We start from the raw sequence: 13,719 nt of genomic DNA, 5'->3' as shown, positions 1-13,719 counted from the left end.
AAAATTATTCCAACACCAATAAATCTGGCAATGTTGAGAAACTTTGTGATTTCACCGTTTGGTAAAAATCATCAACAAATGCTACGTTGGCATCCACTTCTCGAATCGCGGCATATAAATTGCTGTACAACCCTTGTTTAGTAATTTTCCGAGCCACCAAGTAACCTCGATCCAAATAAGGTTTAGCCGCCCAAAATGGCAATGCCGCTACCCCTCGTTTGCTCGCCACAAGTTGAATAATCGCAATGGTTAATTCACTGGTACGGCGTGTTGGATTAATGCCTTTTGGATACAACACCTTACGCAAGAGATCTAACATATCATCAGGCACAGGATAGGTAATTAAGGTTTGATCAATAAAATCTTCCGCTTCCCAAACCTCTTTCACCGCTAAAGGGTGATCTTTGGCACATAACCCCACCATTTCATAAGAAAACAACGGTTTATGAATAATGCCTGCGGTTTCTTCAATCTCTGAAACAACCGCCCAATCCGCACGATGACTTAACAATAGCCCCACCGCATCCGTATGAAAACCAGATACGATATCCAATTCCACTAACGGCCAATTTTGCCGTAGGGAATCCATTGCTGGCATCAGCCAATCAAAGCAAGTATGACACTCGACCGCAATCCGCAATTCCCCTGCTTCCCCTTGTTTGACATGGGCTAAATCACGCTCGGCTTCCACCACTTTGGGCAAAATTTCATTCGCAAGCTGAATCAAACGTTCGCCCGCAGGGGTAAAATGCAATGGTTGGGTTTTACGTTCAAATAAAGGTAAGCCATATTGTTCTTCCAGTAATTTTAACTGGTGCGACAAGGCAGATTGGGTTAAATAGACACGTTTGGCGGCTAAAGAAACACTGCCCGTTTCTTTTAATGCCAACAACGTTTTTAAATGGCGAAGTTCTAAAAAAATCGGTTTCATTAAAAAGATTCATCAAAATGTGGGGAATAATTAGACGTTATCATATCTTAAAATCCATCATGAATCATCTAAATGCATGGAAAAGTGCGGTCATTTTTTAAAAATATTGAGAATTAACAAACTGTTAACCATGCTCAACGCCCTGTTTAACCCCACGAATAAGTCTATTAAAATTTTTCATAGATATCGTGAAAATTATGATATTGCATAATAATCCAAAATACTTCATTCTATATCCATACAGACGTTTAGCCGTCTATTTAAAGAATAACAACATCAATTTCAGTGAGGTATTACTATGACAACATTTCATGTAGCCGGTTTTCCGCGTGTGGGTGCGAAACGTGAACTTAAATTCGCTCAAGAACGTTATTGGCGTGGCGAAATCGCAGAACAAGATCTTTTAGAGATTGCACAAAAATTACGTGAAATTAACTGGAAACATCAAGCCGCAGCAAATGCAGATTTCGTCGCTGTGGCAGATTTTACATTCTACGATCATATTTTAGATCTTCAAGTGGCAACAGGGGCAATTCCAGCCCGTTTCGGTTTTGATAGCCAAAACTTAAGTTTAAATGAATATTTCCAACTTGCACGTGGTAACCAAACCCAATTTGCCATTGAAATGACCAAATGGTTCGACACGAACTACCACTATTTAGTGCCAGAATTTACCAAAAATACCGAATTTAAAGCAAACCCTGCACATTATGTTCAACAAATTCGTGAAGCCAAAGCATTAGGTTTTAAATTCAAACCAACAATCGTTGGTCCATTAACGTTCCTTTGGTTAGGTAAAGAAAAAGGCGAAGCTTTCAATCGCTTTGAATTACTTGCAAAATTAGTGCCTGTTTATGTAGATATTCTTAATGCGTTAGTGGCTGAAGGGGCAGAATGGATCCAAATTGATGAGCCAGCCTTAGCCGTTGACCTTCCAGAAGAATGGGTAGAAGCGTACAAAGCGGTTTACACCACATTAAAAGAAAAAGTGAACGCAAAATTACTCCTCGCCACTTATTTTGGGTCAGTTGCAGAACATGCGGATCTACTTAAAGCATTACCTGTTGATGGTTTACACATTGATTTAGTCCGTGCACCAGAACAGCTTGCTGCCTTTGAAGATTACAACAAAGTCCTTTCTGTGGGTGTGATCGATGGTCGTAATATCTGGCGTGCTAACTTAAACCAAGTATTAGATGTGGTTGAGCCATTAAAAGCAAAATTAGGTGAAAATCTCTGGATTGCACCAAGTTGTTCACTGCTTCACACACCATATGATTTAGAAGTGGAAACCCAATTAAAAGCGAACAAACCTGAACTTTATAACTGGTTAGCATTCACTTTACAAAAAGTACAAGAGTTACGCGTGGTTAAAACTGCACTTGAGCAAGGTCGTGATGCGGTTAAAGCAGAACTTGATGCAAGCCAAGCCGCTGCCGATGCACGTGCGAACAGTAAAGAAATTCATCGTCCAGAAGTGGCTGAACGTTTAGCAAACTTGCCTGCTGATGCCGACAAACGTAAATCACCATTTGCAGAACGTATTGAGAAACAAAATGCGTGGTTAAAATTACCATTATTACCAACAACCAATATCGGTTCATTCCCGCAAACCGTTGAAATTCGCCAAGCTCGTGCAAAATTCAAGAAAGGTGAGTTAAGCGTGGCAGATTATGAAGCGGCGATGAAGAAAGAAATTGAATTTGTGGTACGTCGCCAAGAAGAACTTGATCTTGATGTATTAGTACACGGTGAAGCAGAACGTAACGACATGGTGGAATACTTCGGTGAGTTACTCGACGGTTTCGCATTCACAAAATTCGGCTGGGTACAAAGCTACGGCTCACGTTGCGTGAAACCACCAGTCATTTACGGTGATGTGGTTCGTCCAGAACCAATGACAGTACGTTGGTCACAATATGCTCAAAGCCTCACCAAAAAAGTGATGAAAGGGATGTTAACAGGACCTGTGACAATTTTACAATGGTCATTCGTACGTAACGATATTCCACGTTCAACCGTATGTAAACAAATTGGTGTTGCCTTGTCTGATGAAGTATTAGATTTAGAAAAAGCAGGCATTAAAGTGATTCAAATTGACGAACCTGCAATCCGTGAAGGTTTACCACTTAAACGTGCAGACTGGGATGCGTACTTACAATGGGCAGGCGAAGCCTTCCGTTTAAGCTACATGGGCGTACAAGATGATACACAAATTCACACTCACATGTGTTACTCAGAATTTAATGACATCTTACCTGCTATCGCAGCCTTAGATGCAGACGTGATTACCATTGAAACCTCACGTTCAGATATGGAATTATTAACCGCATTCGCTGACTTCAAATATCCAAATGATATTGGTCCAGGTGTGTATGATATCCATAGCCCACGTGTACCGAAACCAGAAGAAATTGAACGCTTATTACGTAAAGCATTAAAAGTCGTACCAAAAGAGCGTTTATGGGTGAATCCAGACTGTGGTTTAAAAACCCGTGGCTGGCCAGAAACCATCGCACAATTAGAAGTGATGATGAGTGTCACCAAAAAATTACGTGCGGAATTAAGCTAATTCCACCTCTTTATCTCATAACAATAGCAAACCACAACACAACGGCTCTTGATTTCAAGAGCCGTTTTTTATCCTCATCAATCTTGTTGACCTTCAAGCTATTTCTGCCCAAAATACAGACTCTTTTTCAAAAATAAAAAGGCTTATCATTATGGATTCTGTTACACAATTTGTTTTAGGTGCTGCCGTGCAAGGGGTCGGCATGGGAAAGTATCAAGGAAGAAAAGCCCTGCTTTACGGTGGACTATTAGGCACATTGCCTGATCTTGATGTATTCATTCGCTATGCGGATCCCATTTCCTCAATGACCTACCATCGTGGATTTAGTCATTCTCTTTTTGTTTTGACTGCACTGGCTTTTGTGATCACTTGGATCACTTTCAAGCGAAACAAAACGCTACCTTTTTCCTTTAAACGCCTCTTTATCACCTTAACCTTGGCATTGATCACTCACCCCATTATTGATGCAATGACCGTTTATGGTACACAGCTTTTCTGGCCGATTCCTTGTCCACCAACTGTTTGGTCAACAGTTTTTATTATTGATCCCATTTACACGCTGCCCCTTATTGTGACCTGCCTGTGGGCGGCTTGGAAAAAAATGAGCTCAGCCACGATCAAAGGTATGTTTATCGCCTTAGTCTTTGGGTTTGCTTATTTTGGTACGGGCTTTATGGGTAAAGCCTATCATGAACACCGACTCGAAACAGTGTTAAAAGCAGAAGGGATTCAGGTTCAAAAAGTGTTAGCCACGCCAACAGCGTTCAATACCATACTCTGGCGTGTGATTGCAATGGATGATCAAGGTAATTTGTATGATGCGGTCAGTGGTTGGTTTGATAAAAAAGCGAAACCAGAAATGATCAAAATCCCGCTCAACTTAGCATTACAAAAAACGGTTTTTTCACAATCCCCCCAACTCCAACGCTTAGATTGGTTTACTGATCACTGGCTGCACTATCAAGACATTGGCGACAAACTGGTAGTGAGCGATACTCGCATGGGATTGGCTGGACAATTTAACTTCCGTTTTGTGGTGGCGAAAAAAGAAAAGGATCAATGGCAAGCTATTTTGCCAGAAAGCTACCCGAGTACACGGGTGCATTTTAGAATGGCGATGTTGTCATTACTTTGGCAAAGAATGTGGTCTGATGATATTCCGCTACCATTAGCCCAATGGGCAAACTTGTAATCCATTAAACGAAAAGTGCGGTCAAAAATTTTGATTTTTCAACCGCACTTTGTGTCAATGTTTGAGGTGGATTAGCCACATCTGAAAACTTTTTTCAAAATGACCGCACTTTTGACAACATAAAGAGACGTTATTGCGACATTTTCAATAAACGCTCAATTTCTTTTGCTCGTACTAAGAATTTTTTACGTTCCATGGTACTCATACTGCTACTTGTTCCAGGTAGTTTTACTTTTAATGGGTTAACAGCACGTCCATTAATATGAAATTCATAATGTAAATGAGGCCCTGTTGAACGCCCTGTATTCCCTGATAAGGCGATACGTTGCCCTCGCTTAATCGTTTGTCCTGCACTCACCAAAGGACGACTCAAATGCATATACACCGTTTGGTATTCTCGACCATGGCGAATCACAAGATAACGCCCTGCCCCGTTAGCTTGATAAGCCACTTTTTCCACCACACCATCAGCAGGAGCAATGACAGGCGTGCCGATTGGCATAGCAAAATCCACCCCTTTATGCGGTGCAATACGTCCCGTAATAGGATGACGGCGATAAGGATTAAAATAAGAAGAAACACGAGCTTGACGTTGCAAAGGATAGCGAGCAAACCCTTTACTTAAGGTTTCCCCTTGCAAGTTGTAATAGCGACCATTCCCCGCTTGAATAGCATAATAGCTCTTACCAGCCGATGAAATATGAATCGCTTCCACATTCCCTTGCCCTGTGAGTTTATTATCAATGTATTCTCGGGAAATTAATAACGAGAATCGATCCCCCGTTTTTAAACGCTTTAAATTAGTTTGCCATTGCAAAGTGGTGCTCAGCTGATTAATTTGGCGACCTTCTAATCCCAAGGCTTTTAAACTCATATTAAAGGTGCCATTAATTTTGCCTCTCAACACCTCTTTTTTCCAAACGCTTTTCTTTTGTAGGATTTGGCGTTTAAACTTACCGCCTTCAACTCGCTCATAAATGCGTTCTTCACGTTCAGAAATTAGCCAGTTGAGATATTCAAGCTCCCCTTTACTGTTTAATATCCAATAAAATTGTTGCCCAGGTTTTAAGTGTTTTAACTCATCGTAATTTTTTAATAAGTTAACACTGGTTTCATCATCCAAACCTGACAGTTCTAAAACATCATGAAGGGTATCGCCACGTACCACGGTATGGCTAAATTGATTCTTAATGCGTAATGCTTGATCCATCACATCAAACAAATCCCTCAATGCATTCTTCGCATCTTCAGGTAAATCTGCAAATACGTCTTCTGTTTCAATCTTCACTTCATCGACTTCATCGTCTTTGGCATCTAATTCATCATAAAACGAGGTAGCATCAAGGCTATCTTCGGTGGAAGACGCGGGACTATTTTTATCTGTTGCCGCCTCTTTTGCCATATCGCTTGTTTGCGTTTCCGTTTTTTCGGTTTTTGGGGTGGATTCAAGCGGTGCATGCTCAATAGTCTGTTCAGCTTGCTTATCGGCTTGATTTTCAAGCTCAGAGGATTGCTCAACTGATGAATGAATGACACCATTTTCTTGAGAATGTGATGTTGAAAGAGAAGAATCGGGTTCACCTGAAGGTTTATCTTGTTTGGATCCTAAAAATAGCCCCAAACCAATACACAGAATTGCGATAAAGAAAATGGCCAATTTAATCTGAAATTTTTTTCTTCGTCTATCTCTTGCTAACTTAACGTGTCGCACAACGTCAGTCCCTTCCTTTTAATAATTGTTCTATTATGACCCAGTAAATATCAAAAAATTCAGCGTAAGCCTAAAAAAAGCCAATAAGTGATGAATTTCTATGCATTGTCAGCTTTTTGTGAGTCTAACCTTGTGAAACGTTCGAAAATACGCTATTTTTACTGAAATTTTAAGCCCTCAAGTCTAGCAAATAATGCACATTCATTCTATAAAAATACCTTTAATTGAATTAAAAAATATTTATGTCGTTTTTGAACAAAAAAATGCGTTACAGAATATTAATTTAACCATTTATCCTGATTCTATTATCACGATTGTTGGACCAAATGGTGGGGGAAAATCCACGTTATTAAAAGTGCTACTCAAGTTAATCCGCCCTACTGCGGGGAAAGTCATTTACAGTCACCATGTTCGAATTGGTTATGTCCCGCAAAAAATTCATCTTGATCACAGTTTACCCATCACGGTTGCTCAGTTTTTGTCGCTCAAAAAAGGCATTCGCCAACAAGAGATAGAGGAAACGCTCCGTTTATTATCTATTGAGCATTTACGCCAAAATAGCATGCAAAAATTATCGGGTGGGGAAATGCAACGGGTTTTACTGGCTCGAGCCATTTTAAACAAACCTAATCTGTTGGTGTTAGACGAACCAACACAAGGGGTGGATATCAACGGACAAGCGGAACTTTATCAACTGATCCACAAAATGCGACAACAATTAAATTGTGCAATCCTAATGGTCTCACATGATTTGAATATTGTCATGGCTGATACCCATGAAGTGCTTTGTATTAATCAGCATATTTGCTGTGCGGGCACGCCAGAAATTGTGTCGAATGATCCCACATTTATCCATTTTTTTGGTGATAAATTTGCTAAAAATGTCGCCCTCTATACCCATAAACATAACCATAAACACAATATTCATGGCGATGTGGATTACCATAACGAGATAACCGTTCCTCCCTCATCTAATAAAAAATAAAGAGAAAATTTTATGTTTGATATTTTGTTTCCAGCTTGGCTAACGGGTATGTTGCTTTCCTTGATCACTGCACCATTAGGGGCTTTTGTGGTATGGCGAAAAATGGCCTATTTTGGCGATACCCTTGCACATTCTGCATTATTAGGCGTGGCATTAGGTTTTTTTCTTGACATCAATCCCTACCTTTCCATTTTAATTCTCACCTTAGTATTAGCCGTGATTATGGTTTGGTTAGAAGGCAAAACCCAATTTTCTGTTGATACCTTATTGGGCATCATTGCCCATAGTTGTCTATCGTTAGGTGTTGTAACAGTGGGGTTATTGGAAAATGTGCGGGTGGATTTAATGGCGTATTTATTCGGTGATTTGCTTGCCCTTGCTTATGATGATTTACTCTATATTTTCTGTGGCGTGATAGTTGTCTTAGCCACGTTAGTCTATTTCTGGAAGCCACTTATTTCTACCACCGTTAGTCCAGAACTGGCTCAAGTAGAAGGGATTAATGTACAAAAAATGCGTTTTATTCTCATGATTTTAACCGCACTTACCATTGCACTCAGCATGAAATTTGTGGGGGCATTAATTATTACATCATTATTAATTATTCCATCCGCCACTGCGAGACGCTTTGCCAGAACACCAGAACAAATGGTCATCATTGCCGTATTTATTAGCATGCTTTCCGTCAGCATGGGGCTAACCTTATCCGCCTTTTATGACACGGCGGCAGGACCTTCTGTGGTGATCTGTGCCAGTTTATTATTCTTACTTTCTTTACTCAAAAAAGAAGCCAATTAACGTTAGTTTCACCGTCCATTTTCCTCAACCGTATCCATTGTGTTTCCATCTCAAAATTGCTTGAGATGGAAAGCCTCACAGGCTAATACATCTGCATGACAGAAAATAAAAAAGCCGTAAGCTAGTGATTTAACACTTAACTTACGGCTTTTTCTGAATTTGATGGCGGAGGAAGTGAGATTCGAACTCACGGAGGGCGTAAACCCTCGCCGGTTTTCAAGACCGGTGCCTTCAACCACTCGACCATTCCTCCGTGGTTTAAACTTGGCGGAATATAATATAGTTATGAATTAGAGTAAATCAAAAAATCACGCCCCTTTGTTTAAATGGCGTTATTCTGTTCATCTTGCTTTCTAATTAAACAGCATTTAATTGTCGATTGTACATTTTTAACATTGACTTTTTCCAAACTAACCAGTACTTTAACCCCATTCTTTTCTCTTCCATTTACACAAGGAGCCTAACTATGGAATCTCGGATTATCATTGATGACAGAGAAACGTCATTGCTGAGCACGCATAAAGTGTTACGCAATACCTACTTTCTACTGGGTTTAACACTTGCGTTTTCTTCAGTTGTCGCTTATATATCAATGAGCTTAAACTTACCTCGTCCAAATCTCATTTTGATGCTTGTAGGTTTCTATGGCTTATTATTTTTAACCAACAAACTCGCCAATAGCGGATTAGGTATTTTAGCTGCTTTCGCTTTCACAGGCTTCTTAGGATACACCTTAGGACCGATTTTAAATGTTTATGTCAGCCAAGGTGCAAGTGATATTGTCGTCTTTGCCTTAGCTGGCACGGCAGCGGTGTTCTTTGCTTGTTCGGCTTATGTGCTAACCACGAAAAAAGATATGTCTTTCCTTTCAGGCACTATCTTCGCACTATTCATCGTATTGTTGTTAGGTACGGTAGGAAGTTTCTTCTTTCACTCACCGATGCTTTATCTTGCTATTAGTGGTTTATTTGTGATTTTCTCAACTATGGGAATCTTATATGAAACCAGCAATATTATTCATGGTGGTGAAACCAATTATATCCGTGCAACAGTCAGTATTTTCGTATCGCTTTACAATTTATTTATTAGTTTATTAAACATTCTATCTATTTTCTCAAGCGACGATTAATACATTTCTTGAAAAATAACATTCCACGCCCCATTTTTGGGGCGTTTTGTTATAATTAACGTTTTATAATAATATGAAATCCTCACCATATATGATCACAGTAAATAACCTCCAAATTGAAACCGATGCCCATGGCTATTTATTAGACCTAAATCAGTGGAATGAAGACGTTGCACGTGCAATCGCCGATCTTGAAAATATTCAGCTAACAGAAGCACATTGGGAAGTTATTTATTTTGTTCGCCAATTTTATCAAGAATATAAAACCTCTCCCGCCATTAGAATGTTGGTTAAAGCCATGGCACAAAAATTAGGGGAAGAAAAAGGAAATAGCCGTTATTTACAACGTCTTTTCCCTGATGGACCAGCGAAACAAGCAACCAAATTAGCAGGTTTACCCAAACCCGCGAAGTGTTTATAAGTAAATTATTTTGAGAATTATTTTTATTTACAAAGCTATTTTTTGCACATAGAATACTGATGCGACTTTATTAACCAACAACATAAGGAGAAATGACATGCGTCGATTAGTCGTTATTTTAAGTGCAATTATGCTAGGTGTTTTCACCTCTCCAGCTTTTGCAAAATTCAAAGTGGTCACCACATTCACTGTAATTCAAGATATTGCTCAAAATGTTGCTGGTGATGCAGCGGTTGTTGAGTCTATCACGAAACCTGGTGCAGAAATTCATGATTATGAACCAACGCCTAAAGATATCGTAAAAGCACAACATGCGGATCTGGTTTTATGGAATGGTTTAAATCTTGAGCGTTGGTTTGAAAAATTCTTCCAAAACGTTAAAAATAAACCTGCTGTTGTTGTTACAGAAGGTATCACCCCAATTTCAATCTATGAAGGTCCTTACAAAGATGCACCAAACCCACATGCGTGGATGTCAACATCAAATGCCCTCATCTACATTGAAAATATCAAAAATGCGTTCGTAAAATACGATCCGAAAAATGCGGAAACTTATATTAAAAACGCAGAAAATTATGCTAATAAAATCAAAAAATTAGATCAACCTTTACGTGAAAAATTAGCACAAATCCCACAAGGTCAACGTTGGTTAGTAACCAGTGAAGGTGCATTTAGTTATTTAGCAAAAGATTATGGTTTACAAGAAGCGTATCTATGGCCAATCAATGCTGAAGAACAAGGTACACCACAACAAGTACGTAAAGTCATTGAAACAGTACGTAAAAATAACATCCCTGTGGTCTTTAGTGAAAGTACAATTTCACCAAAACCAGCACAACAAGTTGCAAAAGAAACCGGTGCGAAATACGGTGGTGTGTTATATGTAGATTCACTTTCTGCAGCAAACGGTCCTGTACCAACTTACATCGACTTATTAAACGTCACTGTATCAACTATCGTTAAAGGATTTGAAAAATAATGCCAACACCTACCATTGCATCAATTGCTGTTAATGATGTAACTGTTCGTTATAACAACGGCCATACCGCTATCCATGATATGACTTTTTACTTAGAGGGCGGTACAACTTGTGCGCTGGTAGGAGTAAATGGTAGTGGAAAATCTACACTTTTCAAAAGTTTAATGGGCTTGGTCAAGCCACAAAAGGGTGAAATCACCCTCTGTGGCTTACCTATTGCCGACACACTCAAACAAAATCTCGTTTCTTATGTGCCGCAGTCAGAAGATGTAGACTGGCAATTTCCAGTGTCAGTCTATGATGTGGTTATGATGGGACGTTATGGCTATATGAACTTTTTACGCATACCGAGTGCACAAGATAAACAAAAAGTGCAAGAGGCAATGCAACGTGTCAGTATTGAACATTTAGCTGAACGTCAAATTGGTGAACTCTCTGGTGGGCAGAAGAAACGGGTTTTCCTCGCACGAGCCTTGGCACAACAAAGCCAAATTATTTTATTAGATGAGCCTTTTACAGGTGTTGATGTCAAAACAGAAAATGCCATTATGGATCTGTTAGATCAATTACGTAGTGAAGGACACCTCATTTTAATTTCCACCCACAATTTAGGTTCTGTCCCTGATTTCTGTGATCAGGTTGTCATGATTAATCGTACTGTATTAGCCGCAGGCAAAACAGAAACCACTTTTACACAAAAAAACCTTGAGCTTGTTTTCGGTGGCGTATTACGCCATGTCAAATTATTGGGTAAAGATATCCATGAAGATGAAGATGCTCGCTCAGTCACCGTGTTAAGTGATGAAGAATTACCTGCTGTCTTCTATGGTCAAACGAAAAATGATCCACCAGCACCTATTACGAAAAATCCTGAACATAAGGACAATGCATAATGTGGGATCTTTTACTTGAACCCTTTCAATATGAGTATATGACGAAGGCGATTTTGCTTTCGGCTGCCGTTGGTGGAATTTGTGCGTTTTTATCTTCTTATCTCATGCTAAAAGGCTGGTCCTTAATTGGTGATGCTCTTTCCCATTCTGTGGTACCTGGCGTTGCCATTGCGTATGCCTTATCCTTACCCTATGCACTCGGTGCTTTTTTTTCGGGAATTTTAGCTGCCCTGTCAATTCTTTGGATCAAATCCATCACCAAATTGCGTGAAGATGCGGTAATTGGCTTTATTTTTACCACTTTCTTCGCCCTTGGATTATTGATCATTTCCTTAAATCCAACGTCAATTAAGGTACAAGATATTGTTCTTGGGAATATTTTAGGGATTGCAGATGAAGATGTCGTACAAGTTGCCATTATTATTGGTGTTACGCTTGGGTTATTACTGATCTTTTGGAAAGATTTATTGCTAGTCTTTTTTGATGAAACCCATGCCTCCTCTGTCGGACTTTCGCCACTTCGTTATAAAGTATTGTTTTTCACCTTATTAAGTGCTTGTGTGGTTGCTGCACTGCAAACTGTCGGGGCAATTCTGGTTATTGCAATGGTTATTACACCAGGTGCAACCGCCTATTTATTAACGGATCGTTTTCGGACATTGGCAACCATTGCTGTCGTACTGGGGGTAACCACGAGTACACTCGGTGTCTATGTGAGTTATTATTTAGACGGTGCAACAGGTGGTGTTATTGTGTGTTTTCAGACCGCACTTTTCTTACTAGCCTTTTTCTTCTCACCGAAATATGGCACCTTACGCCGTAATACCGTGCTGAAGAATGAGGTTGAAAGGGAGGCTGAAAATGGAGATTTATAATTGGCTAGTAGAACCTTTTAGCTACCCTTTTATGCGAAATGCCTTATTGACAGCCATTATTGTGGCAATGATTTGTGCAGTATTGTCTTGCTATTTGGTACTAAAAGGTTGGTCATTAATGGGTGATGCCATTTCCCATGCGGTACTACCAGGGATCGTCATTGCTTTCATGTTAGGCATTCCTTTATCCATTGGTGCTTTTGGGGCAGGTTTATTTTGTGCATTAAGTGTAGGCTACCTGAAAGAAAATAGCCGTATAAAAGAAGATACCGTGATGGGGATTGTGTTCTCGGGTATGTTCGCATTTGGTATTGTCCTTTTTACCAAAGTGAAAACAGAACAGCATCTTTACCATATTTTATTCGGTAACTTATTAGGGGTGAGTCATCAAGAGTTAATTCAAACCTTGATTATTTCCCTAATTATTTTTACGGTTATTATGATTAAGCGAAAAGATTTTCTACTCTATTGCTTCGACCAAAGTCATACAAGAGTAGCAGGACTTTCACCAAGAATATTACATTACACCTTGTTGATGTTATTAGCCTTAACCATTATCACCGCCATGCAAGTTGTTGGTGTCATTTTAGTGGTGGCTATGCTCATTTCCCCTGGGATTACGGCATTTATTCTCAGTAAACGCTTTGACAGAATGTTGATTATTGCAATCAGCGTTTCTGTGGTCAGCAGTTTATTGGGAACCATCATCAGTTATCACATTGATGGGGCAACAGGTTCTTGTATTATTCTCTTGCAAGCACTGTTCTTCTTAATGGCGTTGATTTATCAAAAAATCAAATTAGCACGGATACATCGTTAACTCGATACTGAAAATCCATCATTAACCAACGGACCGTCATATTCTTGGGCAAGCACTTGCTCTACTTTGGCGGTTCGTGGTCCTTTCAACAACCAACGATGTAAGCGAGCGATTTGCGATTCCTCCCCTGCTACAATCACCTCTACACTGCCATCTGCACGATTTCGAACAAAGCCATGTAGCCCCATTTTTCTTGCTTCACACCATGTAAAATAACGAAATCCGACCCCTTGTACGACACCAAAAATTAAAAATCGTTTTTTTATCATAACGCCACCCTTTTATTCTCTTAAATAATACGCATTACAACACGGTTTTTTACATTTAATCGAGTCTGTCTATTTTCATTTGTTTAAAATTCGACTAGCATATACAAACACTTTACAGAATAAAGTGCTTTGACTTTAAACTTA

General features: G+C 39.5%; 13 protein-coding genes and 1 tRNA gene. 10 read left to right on the top strand and 4 right to left on the bottom strand.

Annotated elements, in window-relative coordinates; all coding sequences use genetic code 11:
- Positions 1-4: 4 nt before the first annotated feature.
- A complete protein-coding gene (locus ACPEEM_RS02765; RefSeq protein ID WP_424403862.1) occupies positions 5-931 on the bottom strand; it encodes a LysR family transcriptional regulator in 927 nt (308 codons plus the stop codon).
- A gap of 298 nt (positions 932-1,229) precedes the next feature.
- Between ACPEEM_RS02765 and metE the strand changes: the two genes are divergently transcribed.
- Complete coding sequence (gene metE, locus ACPEEM_RS02760) at positions 1,230-3,503, top strand: 5-methyltetrahydropteroyltriglutamate--homocysteine S-methyltransferase (RefSeq protein ID WP_424403864.1); 2,274 nt, start codon at positions 1,230-1,232, stop codon at positions 3,501-3,503.
- A 151-nt stretch (positions 3,504-3,654) separates the two neighbouring features.
- Entirely contained in the window at positions 3,655-4,695 is a 1,041-nt protein-coding gene (locus tag ACPEEM_RS02755; protein WP_424407649.1) for a metal-dependent hydrolase, read from the top strand.
- 130 nt (positions 4,696-4,825) lie between these two features.
- Here the strand turns inward: ACPEEM_RS02755 and mepM are convergent, their stop codons facing one another.
- Positions 4,826-6,406 carry a murein DD-endopeptidase MepM gene (gene mepM / locus ACPEEM_RS02750; RefSeq protein WP_424407647.1) on the bottom strand — a complete coding sequence of 527 codons (1,581 nt, stop codon included), beginning with the start codon at positions 6,404-6,406 and terminating at the stop codon, positions 4,826-4,828.
- 193 nt (positions 6,407-6,599) lie between these two features.
- Between mepM and znuC the strand changes: the two genes are divergently transcribed.
- Positions 6,600-7,391, top strand: coding sequence for a zinc ABC transporter ATP-binding protein ZnuC (gene znuC, locus ACPEEM_RS02745; RefSeq protein ID WP_424403870.1), 792 nt, complete (start codon positions 6,600-6,602; stop codon positions 7,389-7,391).
- Positions 7,392-7,403: 12 nt separating this feature from the next.
- On the top strand, positions 7,404-8,189 hold the full coding sequence (znuB, locus tag ACPEEM_RS02740) for a zinc ABC transporter permease subunit ZnuB (protein ID WP_424403872.1): 786 nt from the start codon (positions 7,404-7,406) through the stop codon (positions 8,187-8,189).
- Between the two features lie 163 nt (positions 8,190-8,352).
- Here znuB and ACPEEM_RS02735 read toward each other — a convergent pair.
- Positions 8,353-8,442 (bottom strand) — tRNA-Ser (locus ACPEEM_RS02735).
- Positions 8,443-8,655: 213 nt separating this feature from the next.
- Between ACPEEM_RS02735 and ACPEEM_RS02730 the strand changes: the two genes are divergently transcribed.
- From ACPEEM_RS02730 to ACPEEM_RS02705, 6 genes are all read left to right on the top strand, one after another.
- The gene (locus tag ACPEEM_RS02730; RefSeq protein WP_424403874.1) at positions 8,656-9,318 is read left to right on the top strand and encodes a Bax inhibitor-1 family protein; all 663 of its coding nucleotides are present in this window, start codon (positions 8,656-8,658) and stop codon (positions 9,316-9,318) included.
- Between the two features lie 91 nt (positions 9,319-9,409).
- On the top strand, positions 9,410-9,739 hold the full coding sequence (locus tag ACPEEM_RS02725; protein ID WP_424407645.1) for a TusE/DsrC/DsvC family sulfur relay protein: 330 nt from the start codon (positions 9,410-9,412) through the stop codon (positions 9,737-9,739).
- 97 nt (positions 9,740-9,836) lie between these two features.
- Positions 9,837-10,718, top strand: a complete 882-nt coding sequence (locus ACPEEM_RS02720) for a metal ABC transporter substrate-binding protein (RefSeq protein WP_424403878.1) — start codon at positions 9,837-9,839, stop codon at positions 10,716-10,718.
- Positions 10,718-11,611 carry an ATP-binding cassette domain-containing protein gene (locus ACPEEM_RS02715; protein WP_424403880.1) on the top strand — a complete coding sequence of 298 codons (894 nt, stop codon included), beginning with the start codon at positions 10,718-10,720 and terminating at the stop codon, positions 11,609-11,611. Before ACPEEM_RS02720 ends, ACPEEM_RS02715 begins: the two co-directional genes overlap by 1 nt.
- Positions 11,611-12,486, top strand: a complete 876-nt coding sequence (locus tag ACPEEM_RS02710; protein ID WP_424403882.1) for a metal ABC transporter permease — start codon at positions 11,611-11,613, stop codon at positions 12,484-12,486. The genes ACPEEM_RS02715 and ACPEEM_RS02710 overlap by 1 nt, the downstream gene beginning before the upstream one ends.
- Complete coding sequence (locus tag ACPEEM_RS02705) at positions 12,473-13,306, top strand: metal ABC transporter permease (protein ID WP_424403884.1); 834 nt, start codon at positions 12,473-12,475, stop codon at positions 13,304-13,306. Before ACPEEM_RS02710 ends, ACPEEM_RS02705 begins: the two co-directional genes overlap by 14 nt.
- Here ACPEEM_RS02705 and ACPEEM_RS02700 read toward each other — a convergent pair.
- The gene (locus ACPEEM_RS02700) at positions 13,303-13,575 is read right to left on the bottom strand and encodes an acylphosphatase (protein WP_424403886.1); all 273 of its coding nucleotides are present in this window, start codon (positions 13,573-13,575) and stop codon (positions 13,303-13,305) included. The two genes, ACPEEM_RS02705 and ACPEEM_RS02700, sit on opposite strands and share 4 nt — an antisense overlap.
- Between the last annotated feature and the right edge of the window lie 144 nt (positions 13,576-13,719).

Source organism: Pasteurella pantherarum (assembly GCF_049670885.1).
Lineage (GTDB): Bacteria > Pseudomonadota > Gammaproteobacteria > Enterobacterales > Pasteurellaceae > Pasteurella.
Note: the sequence above shows the minus strand (reverse complement) of the source record. Positions and strands in the feature narration are given on the sequence as shown.

Coding starts and splice junctions, on each gene's coding strand:
- metE (WP_424403864.1), top strand. CDS start 1,230: ATGACAACATTTCATGTAGCCGGTTTTCCGCGTGTGGGTGCGAAACGT.
- ACPEEM_RS02700 (WP_424403886.1), bottom strand. CDS start 13,575: ATGATAAAAAAACGATTTTTAATTTTTGGTGTCGTACAAGGGGTCGGA.
- ACPEEM_RS02715 (WP_424403880.1), top strand. CDS start 10,718: ATGCCAACACCTACCATTGCATCAATTGCTGTTAATGATGTAACTGTT.
- ACPEEM_RS02720 (WP_424403878.1), top strand. CDS start 9,837: ATGCGTCGATTAGTCGTTATTTTAAGTGCAATTATGCTAGGTGTTTTC.
- ACPEEM_RS02705 (WP_424403884.1), top strand. CDS start 12,473: ATGGAGATTTATAATTGGCTAGTAGAACCTTTTAGCTACCCTTTTATG.
- znuC (WP_424403870.1), top strand. CDS start 6,600: ATGCACATTCATTCTATAAAAATACCTTTAATTGAATTAAAAAATATT.
- ACPEEM_RS02755 (WP_424407649.1), top strand. CDS start 3,655: ATGGATTCTGTTACACAATTTGTTTTAGGTGCTGCCGTGCAAGGGGTC.
- znuB (WP_424403872.1), top strand. CDS start 7,404: ATGTTTGATATTTTGTTTCCAGCTTGGCTAACGGGTATGTTGCTTTCC.
- ACPEEM_RS02730 (WP_424403874.1), top strand. CDS start 8,656: ATGGAATCTCGGATTATCATTGATGACAGAGAAACGTCATTGCTGAGC.
- ACPEEM_RS02725 (WP_424407645.1), top strand. CDS start 9,410: ATGATCACAGTAAATAACCTCCAAATTGAAACCGATGCCCATGGCTAT.
- ACPEEM_RS02710 (WP_424403882.1), top strand. CDS start 11,611: ATGTGGGATCTTTTACTTGAACCCTTTCAATATGAGTATATGACGAAG.
- ACPEEM_RS02765 (WP_424403862.1), bottom strand. CDS start 931: ATGAAACCGATTTTTTTAGAACTTCGCCATTTAAAAACGTTGTTGGCA.